The 15,289-nt window shown below is 70.9% G+C and carries 13 protein-coding genes; 2 read left to right on the top strand and 11 right to left on the bottom strand.

Features of this window, described 5'->3' with window-relative positions; genetic code table 11:
* Positions 1-45: 45 nt before the first annotated feature.
* The 7 genes from rpsD to ACFV4P_RS00210 form a co-directional block, all read right to left on the bottom strand.
* Entirely contained in the window at positions 46-660 is a 615-nt protein-coding gene (gene rpsD, locus ACFV4P_RS00240) for a 30S ribosomal protein S4 (RefSeq protein ID WP_035860039.1), read from the bottom strand.
* Positions 661-966: 306 nt separating this feature from the next.
* Complete coding sequence (locus ACFV4P_RS00235; RefSeq protein WP_380465667.1) at positions 967-2,316, bottom strand: replication-associated recombination protein A; 1,350 nt, start codon at positions 2,314-2,316, stop codon at positions 967-969.
* A 50-nt stretch (positions 2,317-2,366) separates the two neighbouring features.
* Positions 2,367-3,155: a polyphosphate kinase 2 gene (ppk2, locus tag ACFV4P_RS00230; RefSeq protein WP_380467093.1), complete on the bottom strand. Its 789-nt coding sequence runs from the start codon at positions 3,153-3,155 to the stop codon at positions 2,367-2,369.
* Between the two features lie 155 nt (positions 3,156-3,310).
* A complete protein-coding gene (locus tag ACFV4P_RS00225; protein WP_380465665.1) occupies positions 3,311-3,817 on the bottom strand; it encodes a GNAT family N-acetyltransferase in 507 nt (168 codons plus the stop codon).
* 133 nt (positions 3,818-3,950) lie between these two features.
* Positions 3,951-5,759, bottom strand: coding sequence for an aspartate--tRNA ligase (gene aspS / locus ACFV4P_RS00220; RefSeq protein ID WP_380465663.1), 1,809 nt, complete (start codon positions 5,757-5,759; stop codon positions 3,951-3,953).
* The gene (gene hisS / locus ACFV4P_RS00215; RefSeq protein WP_380465661.1) at positions 5,756-7,018 is read right to left on the bottom strand and encodes a histidine--tRNA ligase; all 1,263 of its coding nucleotides are present in this window, start codon (positions 7,016-7,018) and stop codon (positions 5,756-5,758) included. Before hisS ends, aspS begins: the two co-directional genes overlap by 4 nt.
* Positions 7,019-7,029: 11 nt before the next feature.
* Positions 7,030-7,737, bottom strand: a complete 708-nt coding sequence (locus tag ACFV4P_RS00210) for an MBL fold metallo-hydrolase (RefSeq protein WP_380465659.1) — start codon at positions 7,735-7,737, stop codon at positions 7,030-7,032.
* Positions 7,738-7,962: 225 nt separating this feature from the next.
* Here ACFV4P_RS00210 and ACFV4P_RS00205 point away from each other — a divergent pair, with 225 nt between their 5' ends.
* Both ACFV4P_RS00205 and ACFV4P_RS00200 read left to right on the top strand, forming a co-directional pair.
* A complete protein-coding gene (locus ACFV4P_RS00205) occupies positions 7,963-8,730 on the top strand; it encodes a peptidylprolyl isomerase (protein WP_380465657.1) in 768 nt (255 codons plus the stop codon).
* 205 nt (positions 8,731-8,935) lie between these two features.
* Positions 8,936-10,165 carry a DUF349 domain-containing protein gene (locus ACFV4P_RS00200; RefSeq protein WP_380465655.1) on the top strand — a complete coding sequence of 410 codons (1,230 nt, stop codon included), beginning with the start codon at positions 8,936-8,938 and terminating at the stop codon, positions 10,163-10,165.
* Positions 10,166-10,227: 62 nt separating this feature from the next.
* On the opposite strand, the gene ACFV4P_RS00195 is transcribed toward ACFV4P_RS00200, so the two are convergent.
* The 4 genes from ACFV4P_RS00195 to secF all read right to left on the bottom strand — a co-directional run bounded on the left by ACFV4P_RS00195 (position 10,228) and on the right by secF (position 15,287).
* Positions 10,228-11,010, bottom strand: a complete 783-nt coding sequence (locus ACFV4P_RS00195) for a hypothetical protein (protein ID WP_380465653.1) — start codon at positions 11,008-11,010, stop codon at positions 10,228-10,230.
* A 94-nt stretch (positions 11,011-11,104) separates the two neighbouring features.
* Positions 11,105-13,396 (bottom strand): bifunctional (p)ppGpp synthetase/guanosine-3',5'-bis(diphosphate) 3'-pyrophosphohydrolase, encoded by a 2,292-nt coding sequence (locus tag ACFV4P_RS00190; RefSeq protein ID WP_073816994.1) that lies wholly within the window; start codon positions 13,394-13,396, stop codon positions 11,105-11,107.
* 211 nt (positions 13,397-13,607) lie between these two features.
* Positions 13,608-14,162, bottom strand: coding sequence for an adenine phosphoribosyltransferase (locus ACFV4P_RS00185; RefSeq protein ID WP_073816995.1), 555 nt, complete (start codon positions 14,160-14,162; stop codon positions 13,608-13,610).
* A 24-nt stretch (positions 14,163-14,186) separates the two neighbouring features.
* Positions 14,187-15,287, bottom strand: coding sequence for a protein translocase subunit SecF (gene secF / locus ACFV4P_RS00180; RefSeq protein ID WP_380465650.1), 1,101 nt, complete (start codon positions 15,285-15,287; stop codon positions 14,187-14,189).
* Positions 15,288-15,289 lie beyond the last annotated feature (2 nt).

Below are 15,289 nucleotides of genomic sequence, written 5' to 3'. Positions count from 1 at the left end.
AACGCCCCCGCGGTCCGAGGACCGAGGGGGCGTTCCGCTCGCGGGTCAGCGCGAGTAGTACTCGACGACCAGCTGCTCGTCGCAGACGACCGGAACCTCGCGGCGCTGCGGCGCGCGGTCCAGACGGAAGGCCAGGGCCTTCAGGTTGACCTCGAGGTACTTCGGGGTCTGGCCCTCGCCGGCGTTGCCACCCTCGCGAGCCACCTGGAAGGGGACCTTCTCCTTGGACTTTTCCTTCACCGTGACGACGTAGCCCGGCTTCATCTGGAACGACGGCTTGTTGACCTTCGAGCCGTTGACCTCGATGTGACCGTGCACGACCATCTGGCGGGCCTGGTAGATGGTGCGGGCGATGCCCGAACGCAGGACCAGGGCGTCGAGGCGGACCTCCAGCAGGGCGACGAGCGCCTCACCGGTCTTGCCCTCGACCTTCTTGGCGGCCTCGAAGGCACGCGCCATCTGCTTCTCGCTGAGGTCGTACTGCGCGCGCAGACGCTGCTTCTCGGTCAGACGGACCTTGTAGTCAGAGTTCTGCTTGCGGCCACGGCCGTGCTGGCCGGGCGGGTACGGGCGGGCCTCGAAGTACTTGACGGACTTCGGGGTCAGCGGAACGCCGAGAGCACGGGCGATCTTGACCTTGGGGCGCTTCTGGTTCGCCATGTTTCCTTTTCCTGTTCAGATACGGCTTTCACCAGGTGTTGACGGAGGACGCTTCTCGCGGTCCGGAGAAAAACCGTCCGTCGCCGGATGGTCAGCCGCTCTCCGCGACCGGGCACTATGTGCTTGCACACGAGAGGCCCGCCGACCCGCAAAGGTGGTGGGCTGCCCGCGACACCGAAGGCCGGTGCGCGCCGCTCCTGGAGAACTCCCTTGCGGGAGGCCTCCGTTGGTTGCCCCGCTGGTGCGGCCGGTCGTTCCTCGCGGAACCCCGGACCCGGGACACACTGCGGACAGTCTACAGGCAGTTCATTCGCCCTTGAGCCGGGCCCTGGTCCACTCCGCGATCTCCGCGTACCGGGCCTCGCCCCCGCGCCTGGTCGGCCGGTAGTACTCCTTGCCGTGCACCGCGTCCGGCGCGTACTGCTGCGCGGCGATGCCCTCCGGCAGGTCGTGCGGGTACTGGTAGCCCTTCCCGTGGCCGAGCTTCTTCGCCCCGCCGTAGTGCGCGTCCCGCAGGTGCGCCGGCACCGCGCCCGCCAGCCCCTGCCGGACGTCCGCCAGCGCGGCGTCGATCGCCAGGTACGCGGCGTTCGACTTCGGCGCCAGCGCCAGCGCGATCGCCGCCTGCGACAGGATGATCCGCGCCTCCGGGAACCCGATCAGCGCGACCGCCTGCGCCGCCGCCACCGCCGTCGACAGCGCCGTCGGGTCGGCCAGGCCGATGTCCTCGCTGGCCGAGATCATCAGCCGCCGGGCGATGAACCGCGGGTCCTCCCCCGCCTCGATCATCCGCGCCAGGTAGTGCAGCGTGGCGTCCACGTCACTGCCCCGGATCGACTTGATCAGCGCGCTCGCCACGTCGTAGTGCTGGTCGCCGTCCCGGTCGTACCGCACCGCCGCCTGGTTCACCGCCGTCTCGGTCGCCGCGAGCGTCAGCACGCGCTCGCCCTGCTCCAGCGCCGCCCCCGCCGCCGCCTCCAGCATGGTCAGCGCCCGCCGGGCGTCGCCCCCGGCCATCCGCACCAGGTGGTCCTCGGCCTCCTCGCCCAGCTCCACGCTCCCGCCGAGCCCCCGCTCGTCGACGGTCGCCCGGCGCAGCAGCGTCCGGATGTCCTCGTCGGTCAGCGACTCCAGCGTCAGCAGCAGCGAACGCGACAGCAGCGGCGAGATGATCGAGAAGTACGGGTTCTCGGTGGTCGCCGCGATCAGCGTCACCCAGCGGTTCTCCACGGCGGGCAGCAGCGAGTCCTGCTGCGCCTTCGAGAACCGGTGGATCTCGTCCAGAAACAGCACCGTCTCCCGCCCGGTCATCCCGACCGCCCGCCGGGCGCCGTCGATCACCGCGCGGACTTCCTTCACGCCGTGGCTGATCGCCGAGAGTTCGACGAACCGCCCCTCCACCGCCCGGCTGATCACATGCGCCAGCGTGGTCTTCCCCGTCCCCGGCGGCCCCCACAGGATCACCGAGCTCGTCGCGGCCGGCCCCTTCGCCCCCGCGACCAGCCTGCGCAGCGGCGACCCGTCCTTCAACAGCTGCTGCTGCCCGGCCACTTCGTCCAGGGTCCGCGGCCGCATCCGCACCGCGAGCGGGGCGCGCCCCGGCTCGGTGCTCTGGCGTTCCTCGGCTGCATGCGTGAAAAGGTCGGGCTCGTCCACGGAACGCAACCCTATGCGAAACGGGCGCGAAGACAGCGGCCGCCGGTTCGCTACGTCGCGAGCAGCGTCGCCGCGTGGTCGAACACGTACTTCTGGAGGTCCCGCGGCGGCCGCTGGTACCCCCGCGGCTCCGGCCGCGGCGGCAGCGTGATCGCCGGTCGGACCACCTCGTGGTACGGGACGGTCGAGAGCAGGTGCGCGATCATGTTGAGCCGGGCCCGCCGCTTGTCGTCGCTGTCGACCACGTTCCACGGCGATTCCGGGATGTCGGTGTAGACGAACATCTCGTCCTTCGCCCGCGAGTAGTCCTCCCACCGGGTGATCGACTCGACGTCCATCGACGAGAGCTTCCACTGCCGCATCGGATCGTCCAGCCGGTCCCGGAAGCGCCGTTCCTGTTCGACGTCGCTGACCGAGAACCAGTACTTCCGCAGCAGGATCCCCGCCTCGATGAGCATCCGCTCGAACGTGGGGCACTGGTGCAGGAACTGCCAGTACTCCTCGTCCGTGCAGAAGCCCATCACCTTCTCCACGCCCGCCCGGTTGTACCAGGAGCGGTCGAAGAGGACCATCTCCCCCGCCGCCGGGAGCTGCTCGACGTAGCGCTGGAAGTACCACTGCCCGCGCTGGCGTTCGGTCGGGGCGGGGAGCGCCGCGATCCTCGCGGTGCGCGGGTTCAGGTACTCGGTGACGCGCTTGATCACCCCGCCCTTGCCGGCGGCGTCCCGGCCTTCGAAGATCACGACCATCCGGACGCCCTCGACGCGCACCCATTCCTGCATCTTGACCAGCTCCTGCTGGAGCCGGAGCAGTTCGGGTTCGTAGATCCGCTTGGGCATGCGCTGGACGCGCTTGGCGCCGCCGCCCTTCTTGCCGCGCTTGGGGTCCGCCACTTCGCACACCTTCCGATCACCGTACAGATGATGATCACTCAGGCTAGTGGCCGCCGGTGGTCCCCGCAGGTCGGCCGGCGGCCACGACGGCCTGTCCGGCGTCAGAGTTCGGTGAACGGCGCGGGGTAGCGGCACACGCCGTGCGGGACGCCGTCCGCGCCGGGCAGCGGGAGCGCCTGGAAGTACGTGTCGGGGACGTCGAACGGGCCGGTGATGCGGTGCCCGGAGGCGGGCGCGAAGCCGAACCGGCCGTAGTAGCCGGGGTCGCCGAGGACCACCACGACGCGCTCGCCGGCCTCCGCGGCGGCGGTCAGCGCCGCGCGCACCACGACGGTGCCGACGCCCTTGCGCTGCCATTCGGGGGCGACCGCGACGGGTGCGAGGGCGAGCCCCTTGCCGTTGCCGATCCGCAGCCGGGTGAGCAGGGCGTGGCCGATGACGACCTCGCGGTCGTCGACGGCGACCACGGAGAGTTCCGGCAGGAAGGCGGGGTCGCGGCGCAGCGCGTCCACCAGGTCCGCCTCTTCGGGGCCTGGGAAGGCCGCCATGTGGACGCGCCGGGTCTCGGCGGTGTCGGTGGGGAGTTCGACTCTGGTTCGTACGGTCATCCTTGACCCTTCTTGCGCCCTGCACCCCGTTGTGCAGCGATCCGGCCCCGGGCGGTGCGAGCCTACTCCTGGTAGGCGCGCACCGACCGGGGCCGGAACGAATCGTGATCTACCGTCAGTTACTGACGGGTTGTCAGGCGGTGGTCTCGGCCTCCGCCTTGGCCGCGTCCTCCGCCTTCGCCGCGTCCTTGGACTTCGGCTTGGCGTCCACGCCGGCCTCCCGGCGCTGGGCCGGGGTGATCGGGGTGGGGGCGCCGGTCAGCGGGTCGCCACCGGTGGACGTCTTCGGGAAGGCGATGACGTCCCGGATGGTGTCGTAGCCGCCGAGCAGGGTGACCACGCGGTCCAGGCCGAGCGCGATGCCGCCGTGCGGCGGCGGGCCGTAGTTGAAGGCGTCCAGCAGGAAGCCGAACTGCGAGGCCGCCTCCTCCTCGGAGAGGCCGATCGCGTCGAACGCCCGCTTCTGCACGTCGCGCTGGTGGATACGGATCGAACCGCCGCCCAGCTCCGAGCCGTTGAGCACCAGGTCGTACGCGTTGGAGAGCGCGCTGCCCGGGTCGGTGTCGAAGGTGGCGAGCGACTCGGCGGTCGGCGCGGTGAACGGGTGGTGCACCGCGTGCCAGCCCTGGAACTCGCCCTTGTCGTCCTCGATGGGCTCGAACATCGGGAAGTCCACGACCCAGAGGAAGGCCCACTGGGACTCGTCGATCAGCTTGCAGCGGCGGCCGATCTCCAGGCGGGCCGCGCCGAGCAGCTCCTGCGAGGCGGTCTTCTTTCCGGCCGCGAAGAACACCGCGTCGCCGGGCTTGGCGCCGGCGGCGGCGGCCAGGCCGGCCAGGTGCTCCTCGGACAGGTTCTTGGCGACCGGGCCGCGCAGCTCGCCGGTCTCGGCGTCCACCAGGACGTACGCGAGGCCGCGGGCGCCGCGGGCCTTCGCCCAGTCCTGCCAGGCGTCGAGCTGCTTGCGGGGCTGCGAGGCGCCGCCGGGCATGACGACCGCGCCGACGTACGGGGCCTGGAAGACCCGGAACTCGGTGCCCTTGAAGTACTCGGTGAGGTCGGTGAGTTCCTGGCCGAAGCGGACGTCCGGCTTGTCGGAGCCGTAGCGGGACATCGCGTCCGCGTACGTCATCCGCGGCAGCGGGTTGGGGATCTCGTACCCGTGCACCTCGCGCCAGATCGCGGCGATGATCTTCTCGCCGAGCGCCAGGATGTCCTCCTGGTCGACGAACGAGGCCTCGATGTCCAGCTGCGTGAACTCCGGCTGCCGGTCGGCGCGGAAGTCCTCGTCGCGGAAGCAGCGGGCGATCTGGTAGTAGCGCTCCATGCCGGCGACCATCAGCAGCTGCTTGAACAGCTGCGGGGACTGCGGCAGCGCGTACCAGTGGCCGGGCTGGAGGCGGACCGGGACCAGGAAGTCGCGGGCGCCCTCGGGGGTGGAGCGGGTCAGGTACGGCGTCTCGATGTCGAGGTAGTCGTTCTCCTCCATCACCGTGCGGATGATGTGGTTGACCTTCGAGCGCAGCCGCAGCGCGCGGGCCGGGCCCTCGCGGCGCAGGTCGAGGTAGCGGTAGCGGAGCCGCACCTCCTCGTTGACCGAACCGGGCTCGTACTCCGCGACCTGGAACGGCAGCGGCGCGGCCTCGGACAGCACCTCGATGGACTCGACGACGACCTCGACGGCGCCGGTCGGGATGTCCGGGTTCTCGTTGCCCTCGGGGCGGACCCGGACGTCGCCGATCACCTTCACGCAGTACTCGGAGCGCAGCCCGTGCACCGACTCCAGGTCGCGGACCACGACCTGCACGGTGCCGGAGGCGTCGCGCAGGTCGATGAAGGCCACGCCGCCGTGGTCACGGCGGCGGGCCACCCAGCCGGCCAGGGTGACGGTGGTGCCGGCGTGCTCCGGTCGGAGCGTGCCCGCGTCGTGCGTGCGGATCACAGCTGCTTCTCCTTCAGGGTGGTGACGAGCGCGTCGAGAGCGACGGGGGTCTGCTCGCCGGTGGTCATGTCCTTGAGCTGGACCACGCCGTCGGCGAGGTCCCGGTCGCCGGCGATCACGGCGAACCGGGCGCCGGATCGGTCCGCCGACTTCATGGCGTTCTTGATGCCCTTGACGCCGAACGCGAGGTCGGTGGCCACACCGGCCCGGCGCAGCTCCACCGTGGTGGAGAACAGGATGTTCTTCGCCTCTTCGCTCAGTGCGACGGCGTACACCTCGGTGGTCGCGGGCAGGTCGAGGGCGATGCCCTCCGCCTCCAGCGCCAGGAAGGTGCGGTCCACGCCGAGTGCCCAGCCGACCGAGGGCAGGGCCGGTCCGCCGATCATCTCGGACAGGCCGTCGTACCGGCCGCCGCCGCCGATCGCGGACTGGGCGCCGAGGCCGTTGTGCACGAACTCGAAGGTGGTGCGGGTGTAGTAGTCGAGGCCGCGCACCAGCTTCGGGTCGTCGACGAACGCGATCCCGGCCGACGTGAGCAGTTCCCGGACCTTCTCGTCGTACGCCTTGCAGTCCTCGCAGAGGAAGTCCCGCAGCATGGGGGCGTCGGTGAGCTGGGCCTGCACCGACTCGCGCTTGTCGTCCAGCACGCGCAGCGGGTTGATCTCGGCGCGCCGGCGGGTGTCCTCGTCCAGGTCGAGACCGGACAGGAACTCGATCAGCGCGGCGCGGTAGACCGGGCGGCACTGCTTGTCGCCGAGGCTGTTGAGCAGCAGCGAGTAGTTCGACAGCCCGAGCGAGCGGAACGCGTCGTCGGCGAGGATGATCAGCTCGGCGTCCAGCGCCGGGTCCTCCGCGCCGATGGCCTCCGCGCCGACCTGCGAGAACTGGCGGTACCGGCCCTTCTGCGCCCGCTCGTAGCGGTAGTAGTTGCCCGAGTACCAGAGCTTGACCGGCAGGTTCCCCTGCTTGTGCAGGTTCGCCTGGAGGGCGGCGCGCAGCACGGAGGCGGTGCCCTCGGGGCGCAGCGCGAGCTCGTCGCCGCCGCGGGTGGTCAGGTTGTACATCTCCTTGGTGACGATGTCGGTGGACTCGCCGACGCCGCGGGAGAAGAGCTTCACGTCCTCGAAGACCGGGGTCTCGATGTAGCCGTAGCCGGCCCGGCGCGCGGGGGCGGCGATCGCCTCGCGGATCGCCAGGAAGGTCGCCGAACTGGGCGGCAGCAGGTCGTAGGTGCCCTTGGGGGCGGTGAAGGTGCTCAACTTCTCTTCCGTCACATTCCTCGTCGCGGGAAGGCCGGGGCGCCGACCGCCCCCGCTGCCTGCTGGAGGTAGGGGTTGGTGGCGCGCTCTCGGCCGATGGTGGTCTGGGAGCCGTGGCCGGAGAGCACCACGGTCGCGTCGTCGAGGGGCAGGCACACCCGGGCCAGCGAGCGCATGATCGCTCCGCTGTCTCCGCCCGGGAGGTCGGTACGCCCGATGGAGCCGGCGAACAGCAGGTCGCCCGAGAACAGCACCGGAGGGATGTCCGCTGCGGCGGGCGTCCTGAACGTCACCGACCCCTTGGTATGGCCGGGCGCATGGTCGACGGTGAGCTGCAGGCCGGCCAGTTCGAGCACGGCGCCGTCGGTCAACTCGCGGACGTCGTCCGGTTCTCCGACGGTGAGGGAGCCCATCAGCTGCTGGCCGAGGGAGCGGCCGAGGGCCTTCTCGGGGTCGGCCATCATGTACCGGTCCTCGGGGTGGATCCAGGCCGGGACGCCGGTGGCGCCGCAGACCGGGACCACCGAGGCGACGTGGTCGATGTGCCCGTGGGTGAGCAGGACCGCGACCGGCTTGAGGCGGTGCTCGCGGATCAACTCCTCGACGCCGCTTGCCGCTTCGTGCCCGGGGTCGACGATCACGCACTCCTCGCCGGCGGCGGGAGCGACCAGGTAGCAGTTGGTGCCCCAGGCTCCGGCAGGGAATCCGGCGACGAACACGCGAGTCCTTCGTTTCATGCGGTGGCGGTCTTCTTTCCCCCGCAGCCTACCGGCGGCACGGGGCAGCGGGCGAACCGGTTCCCGCGCGCGTTCAGGCCTTTCTCATGTGGCGTTGATCCCGAGCTGACGCGCAGGGTCCCTACACTTGGCCGCCGACGGGTGCGAGGATGCGCACACGACAACGACAACTCCCCAGGTCCCACAGCGCAGTAGGAGACACACCCGGTGGTCAGCAGCGAACAGCGTCGGCGGGAACTCGCCCGCGAGAAGTACAAGCGCCAGATGGACGCGCGCGTCGAGGCGGCGGCGAAGCGCAGGAAGCGCAACACGCTGGTCGGCGGGATCGCGGCCGTGGTGGCGCTGGCGGGCATCGGCGCGTTGGCGACCGGCTGCTCGTTCTCGGACGACAAGAAGGACGACAAGAAGGCCGCCGCCGCGCCGACCCCGTCCCCGTCGAAGAGCGGCAAGTACGCGGCCGAGCCGCCGATGTCGATCGACGCCAAGGCGCCGTACACGGCGACGATGGACACCTCGGCGGGCAAGGTGACCTTCACGCTGGACGCGGCGAAGGCCCCGCACACCGTCAACTCCTTCGTGTTCCTGGCCGGTGACCACTTCTGGGACAACACCAAGTGCCACCGCCTCACCACCGAGGGCATCTTCGTGCTGCAGTGCGGCGACCCGACGGGCACCGGCTCCGGCGGCCCGGGCTACGAGATCCCCGACGAGAACCTGACCGGCGCGACCTACCCGGCGGGCACCGTGGCGATGGCCAACGCCGGCCCGAACACCAACGGCAGCCAGTTCTTCCTGGTCTACAAGGACACCCAGCTGCCGCCCAACTACACGCCGTTCGGCAAGATCACCGGCGGCCTGGACGTGCTGCAGAAGGTCGCCGCCGCCGGCGTGACGCCCGGCGCGACCGGCAGCACGACGGACGGCGCCCCGGCCACCCCGGTCAACGTCGCGGGCATCACCGCCGCCAAGGGCTGACCCGCCGCGAAAATCGACCAGTGCCGGATGCGGACAGCACCGGCGCTGGTCGCCTATGTTGCTGTTGTATAGGGTGCCCAGACCGTCGGCCGTCACCCTCGGCACGACAACGACGGCTCGGGACGGCGGGCTTCACCGGTCCGCCGCACATCAACTGTGGACGACGCCAACGCCCGTGGGCGCGGTGTCATGTGGAGGAGGCGCTGTGAGCAGCGATCCGTGGGGCCGTGTCGACGAGCAGGGGAACGTCTACGTGAGGACGGCCGACGGCGAACGCCAGGTCGGCTCCTGGCAGGCCGGCTCCCCCGAGGAGGCCCTCGCCTACTTCGAGCGCAAGTTCCAGGGCCTGGAGGCGGAGACCGCGCTCCTGGAGCACCGGGTCCGCAAGACCGACCTGGCCGCCAAGGAGGCGCAGACCGCGCTGGAGCACCTGCGCGCGCAGGTCACCGAGGCGCACGCGGTCGGCGACCTGGACGCGCTGGCCAAGCGCCTGGACACGCTGGCCGGGGAGATCGAGACCCGCCAGACCGAGCGCAAGGCCGCCCGGGCCAAGGCCCAGGAGGAGACCCGCGCCGCCAAGGAGGCGCTGGTCGCCGAGGCCGAGCAGCTCGCCGAGTCCAACCAGTGGCGGGAGGCCGGCGACCGGCTGCGCGCCCTGGTCGACAGCTGGAAGGCGCTGCCGCGCCTGGACCGCAAGAGCGACGACGAGCTGTGGCACCGTTTCTCGCACGCCCGCTCGGTGTTCTCGAAGCACCGCAAGGCGCACTTCGCGGCGCTGGACTCGGAGCGCGACCACGCCCGCGCGGTCAAGGAGAAGCTGGTCGCCGAGGCCGAGCAGCTCGCCGACTCCACCGACTGGGGCCCGACCGCGGCCGCCTACCGGGATCTGATGACCCGCTGGAAGGCCGCCGGCCGCGCCCAGCGCGAGGCGGAGGAGGAGCTGTGGGCCCGCTTCCGCAGCGCCCAGGACGTCTTCTTCCAGGCCCGGTCCGCCACGTTCTCCGAGCGTGACGCCGAGCAGGCCGAGAACCAGAAGGCCAAGGAGGAGCTGCTGGTCGAGGCCGAGGCGATCCTGCCGATCACCGACCTGAGGGCCGCCAAGGCCGCGCTGCGCGAGGTCTCGGAGCGCTGGGAGGCGATCGGTCACGTGCCGCGCGACGCCCGTCCGAAGCTGGACGGTCGGCTGGGCACGGTGGAGCGCGCCGTCCGCGAGGCCGAGGAGGCCGAGTGGCAGCGTTCCAACCCGGAGGCCCGCGCCCGCGCCACCGGCATGACCGCGCTGCTGCAGTCCGCCGTCGACAAGCTGCAGTCCGACCTGGACAAGGCCCGCGCGACCGGCAACGCGTCGAGGGCCGCCAAGCTGGAGGCCGAGCTGGCGGGCCGTCAGGCGCTGCTCGACCAGGCGCAGAAGTCTCTGCAGGAGTTCACCTCCTGACGTGACGTCAGCGAAGGGCCCGGTCGCCGTGGAGGCGGCCGGGCCCTTCGTCGTCCGGGCGCTCAGACCGTGGTCGGGCTGGCCTCGGGCTGGATCTGGTCGATGTCCACGCTCTGGTCCGGGCCGGGGGTGGCGGACGGCACGGGGGTGCCGAAGTCGCTGAAGTCGACGGTTCCCGCCTCCTGTTCCAGTCGCAGCGGCACCGGCTGCCCGTCGGTGGCCACGTACAGGGTGACGGTGGTGCCGCCGTCGGTGGTGCGGCTGAGGGCGACGGCCGGGCGGCCCTGGACGGTGCTGGTGGCGCCCTTGGTCAGGTCCTCGGCGGCGGCGAGCTGGTCGGCGAGCGAGCCGAGGTCGCACAGGCCGGTGACCTCGCCGAAGTCGGGGTCGTCGCTGGTGGTCTTCAGGTACCGGTCGCCGACCGCGTCCGCCATCGCGGAGCCGCCGTGGTTCTGCCAGAACGCCTGGTCGGGTTTGATCCACAGCTGCTGGCCGGCCTTGACCACCTGGAGGCCGCCGACGTCGCTCTCACTGAGCGTGCCGGTGCAGTTGCCGTCGAGGTCCAGGCGCAGGTCCATGGTGATCGGCGCTCCGCCGCCGGCGACCGTGCCGACCGCCCGGACCGAGCGGGCGTCCCGGAGCGCCTGGGCGGAGCGTTGCAGGATCTCGGCGGGCGGTTGGGCCGCCGCGCCGTTGTCGGGGCCGGGGCCGGGCGCGGAGCTTGCGGCGGTCGTGGTGGCGGCCGCCCGGGTGCCTGCGGCGCCCGGGCCGGCGGAGTGGCCGGAGCCGCCGCAGCCGGCCGTCAGGGCCACCACGGCCGCCGCCGCGCCCGCCACTGCCGTCATCGTCCGAGTCGTGTGCACGGTGCCTCCGGATATCAGCGGGCCGCCCCCACCCGGCCAGTGTCGGCGGGGTGGGGGCGGCCTGCACCCGGAAGTGCTACTTGTTGCGCGCGGAGGTGACCCGGTACACGTCGTAGACGCCTTCGACGCCGCGCACCGCCTTCAGCACGTGGCCGAGGTGCTTGGGGTCGCCCATCTCGAAGGTGAACCGGCTCATCGCGACCCGGTCGCGGGAGGTCTGCACCGCCGCGGACAGGATGTTGACGTGCTGGTCGGAGAGCACCCGGGTGACGTCGGACAGCAGCCGGGAGCGGTCCAGCGCCTCGACCTGGATGGCCACCAGGAAGACCGAGGACTGGGTGGCCGCCCACTCCACGTCGATGATCCGCTCGGGCTGCTGCTGCAGGGACTCCACGTTGACGCAGTCCGCGCGGTGCACCGAGACGCCGTTGCCGCGGGTGACGAAGCCGACGATCGGGTCGCCGGGCACCGGCGTGCAGCAGCGCGCCAGCTTCACCCACAGGTCGTCGACGCCCTTGACGATGATGCCCGGGTCGCCCTTGGCCCGGCGGCGCATCGAGCGCGGCTGGTGCGACGGCGTGGCGGTCTCGGCGAGGTCCTCGACCGCGCCGTCCTCGCCGCCCATCGCCTGGACCAGCTTCTGCACGATCGCCGCCGCGGCGACGTGGCCCTCGCCGATCGCCGCGTACAGCGAGGAGATGTCCGGGTAGCGCATCTCGTGGGCGAGCGTGACCAGCGAGTCCCCGGTGAGGATCCGCTGGATCGGCAGGCCCTGCTTGCGCATCGCCCGGGCGATCGCCTCCTTGCCCTGCTCGATCGCCTCCTCGCGGCGCTCCTTGGAGAACCAGGCGCGGATCTTGTTGCGGGCCCGCGGCGACTTGACGAAGCTCAGCCAGTCCCGGGACGGGCCGGCGTTCTCCGCCTTGGAGGTGAACACCTCGACGGTGTCGCCGTTCTCCAGCGTCGACTCCAGCGGCACCAGGCGGCCGTTCACCCGGGCGCCGATGCACCGGTAGCCGACCTCGGTGTGCACCGCGAACGCGAAGTCCACCGGGGTGGCCTTCGCGGGCAGCGCTATCACGTCGCCCTTCGGGGTGAAGACGAAGACCTCGTTGCTGGACAGGTCGAAGCGCAGCGACTCCAGGAACTCGCTCGGGTCCTCGGTCTCCTTCTGCCAGTCCAGCAGCTGCCGCAGCCAGGCCATCTCGTTGACCGCGTCGGCCTTGTCGTGCTGCCGCTTGTGCGTCGGGGTGTCGGTGCGCACCTTGGACGCGCCGGCCACCGCCCGCTGCTTGTACTTCCAGTGCGCGGCGATGCCGTACTCGGCGCGGCGGTGCATGTCGAAGGTGCGGATCTGCAGTTCGACGGGCTTGCCGCCCGGACCGATCACCGTGGTGTGCAGCGACTGGTACATGTTGAACTTGGGCATCGCGATGTAGTCCTTGAACCGCCCCGGCACCGGGTTCCACCGCGCGTGGATGGTGCCCAGCGCCGCGTAGCAGTCGCGGACGGTGTCGACCAGGACCCGGATGCCCACCAGGTCGTAGATCTCGGCGAAGTCCCGGCCCCGGACGATCATCTTCTGGTAGACCGAGTAGTAGTGCTTCGGCCGGCCCGTCACCTGCGCGGTGATCCGCGCCCCGCGCAGGTCGCCCTGCACCTGGTCGATGACGGTCGCCAGGTACTCGTCGCGCTTCGGGGCGCGCTCGGCCACCAGCCGGACGATCTCGTCGTACATCTTGGGGTAGAGGATGGCGAACGCCAGGTCCTCCAGCTCCCACTTGATGGTGTTCATGCCCAGCCGGTGCGCCAGCGGGGCGTAGATCTCCAGCGTCTCGCGGGCCTTCTTCTCCTGCTTCTCCCGCTTCAGGTAGCGCATGGTGCGCATGTTGTGCAGGCGGTCGGCGAGCTTGATCACCAGGACCCGCGGGTCCTTGGCCATCGCGACGACCATCTTGCGGACGGTCTCCGCCTGCGCCGCCTCGCCGAACTTGACCCGGTCCAGCTTGGTGACGCCGTCGACCAGCAGCGCCACCGAGTCGCCGAAGTCGTGCCGCAGCGTCTCCAGGCCGTAGTCGGTGTCCTCGACGGTGTCGTGCAGCAGGCCCGCCATCAGCGTCGGCGCGTCCATGCCCAGCTCGGCCAGGATGGTCGCCACCGCCAGCGGGTGGGTGATGTACGGGTCGCCGCTCTTGCGCTTCTGCCCGCGGTGCCACTTCTCGGCCACCGCGTACGCGCGCTCGATGTCCTTGAGCAGGGCCGGGTCGGCCTTGGGGTCATTGGCCCGGATGGTCCGGAACAGCGGCTCCAGCACCGGGTTGACCATCGAACTGCGCTGTCCGCCCAGCCGAGCGAGGCGAGCGCGCATCCCGCCGGGCGAAGGGCGGGAACTGGCAGTCGCAGCCGTGGGCACAACCTCGTCGGGCAAGGACACTCCTACGTGCGGACGGATCAACCTTCATCGTACCGGCGCTACCACGGGCTTCCGCGTTCGGCCGACCCCCTGGGCCGGACCGGCCCTAGCAAAAGCCGCCCGGGAACGGAATCTGTTCCCGGGCGGCTCCGAAGCGGTCGGTCGTTCAGACCACGACCAGGGTGTCCAGCGGCGCACCGTGCAGGTGCGAGGCGAGCTTCTCACGCCCCGTCAGGAAGCCGAGCTCCATCAGCACCACGACGCCCACCAGCTCGGCGCCGGCCTCCTGGACCAGGTCCAGCGAGGCGGCGATGGTGCCGCCGGTGGCCAGCACGTCGTCCACCACCAGCACCTTCTCGCCGGGCTCGAACGCGTCGCACTGCACCTCCAGCGTCGCCGACCCGTACTCCAGGTCGTACGAGCGGGAGAACACGTCGCCGGGCAGCTTGCCCTTCTTGCGGATCGGGACGAACCCGAGTCCGGCGGCGAACGCCGCGGGCGCGGCCAGGACGAACCCCCGTGCCTCCAGGCCGACCACCTTGGTGGCGCCGAGTTCCTTCGCCCGCTCGGCCAGCGCCCGGGTCAGCGCGCCGAACGCCTCGGCGTCGGCCAGCAGGGGGGCGATGTCCTTGAACAGGACGCCCGGCTTCGGGTAGTCCTGCACGTCCCGGATCCGGCTGTTGAGCAGCTCGGTCAGGGCGGGGTCGGTGGTGGAGGTCACGGGGGTTCCTTGATTAGGCGGGGTTCAGCGCTTGCCGGACGGCCGGCCCTTGCCCCGGGCACGGCCGGTCGGCTGGTTGCGCTGTCCGACCATACCTGCCGCGAGCTCCTCGTCGATCATCACGTCCTCGCCGCGGGCCTCGGCCTCCTCGGCCGCCTTGGCCTCGGACGCCCGGCGCTGCATGACCCGCTTGACCAGGGCCTTCATCTCCGGGGTCTGCTCCTTGAGCTGCGCGAGCAGCGGGGTGGCGACGCAGATCGAGGAGTAGGCGCCGGCGGCGAGGCCGATGAACAGGGCCAGCGAGATGTCGTTGAGGGTGCCCGCGCCCAGCAGGCCGCCACCGATGAACAGCAGCGCCGAGACCGGCAGCAGCGCCACGACCGTGGTGTTGATGGAACGCACCAGGGTCTGGTTGAGGCCGTGGTTGGCGGCCTCGCTGTAGGTGCGGCGGGACTGCTTGGTGAGGCCCCGGGTGTTCTCCTTCACGGTGTCGAAGACGACGACCGTGTCGTAGAGCGAGTAGCCGAGGATGGTCAGGAAGCCGATCACGGTGCCCGGGGTGACCTCGAAGCCGACCAGGGCGTAGACGCCGATGGTGATCAGCAGGTCGTGGATCAGCGCGACCAGCGCGGCCACCGCCATCCGCCACTCGAAGGCGATCGCCAGGTAGACGGTCACCAGCACCATGAAGATGATCAGGCCGGTCAACGCCTTCTTGGAGATGTCGGCACCCCAGGAGGGGCCGATCACCTGGGCGTTGATGTCCTTCTCCTCGACGCCGACGGCCTGCGAGAACTCCTTGGTGAAGGTCGTCGCCGACACCGACTCCTCGGCGCTGATCTGGACCCGGACGTCGCCCTTGTCCGTGGTCTGCACCAGCGCGGTGTTGGAGCCGGTGATCTTGTTGGCGGCGTCCTTGGCCTGCGAGACCGTCAGCCCGGGCTTGTGCACGGTGTAGACCGAGCCGCCCTTGAACTCGATGCCCAGGTGCAGGCCCATGGCCAGGCCGATCGCGGCCACCAGGACGATCACCGCGGAGATCGAGTACCAGAGCTTCCGCCTGCCGACGAAGTCGAACGAGACCTCGCCCTGGTAGAGGCGGTGACCGATGTTGCGGAGCGACATGG

This window comes from Kitasatospora sp. NPDC059795, assembly GCF_042732175.1.
Taxonomy (GTDB): domain Bacteria; phylum Actinomycetota; class Actinomycetes; order Streptomycetales; family Streptomycetaceae; genus Kitasatospora.
The sequence above is the reverse complement of the archived record's forward strand: the minus strand, read 5'-3'. Positions and strand labels throughout refer to the sequence as shown.

Coding starts and splice junctions, on each gene's coding strand:
- ACFV4P_RS00195 (WP_380465653.1), bottom strand. CDS start 11,010: ATGACGGCAGTGGCGGGCGCGGCGGCGGCCGTGGTGGCCCTGACGGCC.
- secF (WP_380465650.1), bottom strand. CDS start 15,287: ATGTCGCTCCGCAACATCGGTCACCGCCTCTACCAGGGCGAGGTCTCG.
- ACFV4P_RS00190 (WP_073816994.1), bottom strand. CDS start 13,396: ATGCGCGCTCGCCTCGCTCGGCTGGGCGGACAGCGCAGTTCGATGGTC.
- ACFV4P_RS00225 (WP_380465665.1), bottom strand. CDS start 3,817: ATGACCGTACGAACCAGAGTCGAACTCCCCACCGACACCGCCGAGACC.
- ppk2 (WP_380467093.1), bottom strand. CDS start 3,155: ATGCCCAAGCGGATCTACGAACCCGAACTGCTCCGGCTCCAGCAGGAG.
- rpsD (WP_035860039.1), bottom strand. CDS start 660: ATGGCGAACCAGAAGCGCCCCAAGGTCAAGATCGCCCGTGCTCTCGGC.